Source organism: Campylobacter sp. B0100352/1, assembly GCF_020135855.1.
GTDB classification, from domain to species: Bacteria; Campylobacterota; Campylobacteria; order Campylobacterales; family Campylobacteraceae; genus Campylobacter_D; species Campylobacter_D taeniopygiae.
In genome coordinates this window covers 1-1,118 of record NZ_JACHTP010000073.1, presented here as the reverse complement: position 1 = coordinate 1,118, position 1,118 = coordinate 1, and the positions used below count along the sequence as shown (strand labels likewise).

The 1,118-nt window shown below is 29.6% G+C and carries 1 protein-coding gene and 1 pseudogene; both read left to right on the top strand.

From position 1 onward, the window contains the following. Nucleotides 1-417, top strand: a pseudogene (locus tag H2279_RS08565) (hypothetical protein); the annotation flags it as partial. A gap of 85 nt (nucleotides 418-502) precedes the next feature. Then, nucleotides 503-1,118 (top strand): ankyrin repeat domain-containing protein (locus tag H2279_RS08560; protein ID WP_337196283.1); only part of this gene is annotated, 616 nt, incomplete at its 3' end.

Genomic DNA, 1,118 nt, shown 5'->3' with positions numbered 1-1,118 from the left:
AAGAAGGTAGAAATAGGCAGAAACTACGAAGAAAGAATTACAGGAGAATACACAAGTTCTGTATCGTCTAATAGAAAAGCATTTACTAGAGGTTATCATCATATACAAAGTCAAGGAAAATATAGTGTTTATACAGATTCTGAACTTATAACAGAAGCAAAAGGTAATATTCAAGAGCATACAGAAAAATCTATCTTTATGGTTGCGAAAAAAGATCATAGTGTTAATGCAGAAAATGTTTCATCTTTAGCGCAAAAGGATAATACTATTGTAGCGTGTAATAGAATAATCAATCAAGTAAAATCCACTTCTATAACAACTACAGCTAAAGAAGTTATTATCCAAGTTGGAGGAGTTCAAGTGATCATAGACAATAAAGGATTGAGAGTTAAAGGAGGAGATTTAAGAGCAGATTAAGTGGATATAAATTTTTATACAAAGTATTTTATAAAAATTTAAAGATTTTATTGCAAAAATAAAAAAAATAAAAAAAGGAAAACAAATGGCTGAAGAAAAAATCATCTCTTATGAAGAATTTCAAGCAAATCCTATGCTTCAATGGTTTTTTGATACAGAAATCAAGCATAGTATTAAAGATAAATATTATAAGGAATGGCAAGATTTTATCAACAAAGAAGGTATAAATGTGATTTGCATCATAGAAGATCCTAAAGGTAAGGATATTCTTGAGTTAGATCCATGGCATGATAGAGTAGCGATGCTAGATCAATTATTTTGCGATGATTGGTGTTATGATTATGAATTTTTTGAATTTATTTTACAATTTGTAAAAGATCAAACATGGTTGAATTTTTTACTTGCATGCAATGCTCATTGGTGTAACGATAAACTGGATTTAGAGCATACAAAAAAAATCATTAAACTTTTAGTGGATAAGGGAACTAATATCAATGCTTGCTTTTATCAAGGCAAGGAAGGGTGGTATGAACCCATAATCTTTGCAACTCGCCCTCTAGGTTCTGCCACTAAAATAGAAAGAGCTAATAAATTAGAACTTTTGCATTTTTTACTAGAACTAGGAGCAGATCCTAATCTTAAAAATTCAGAGGGTGAAAATTTATTGCACAATTTTCTTCTTTCAGAAGAGCAAAAATTTA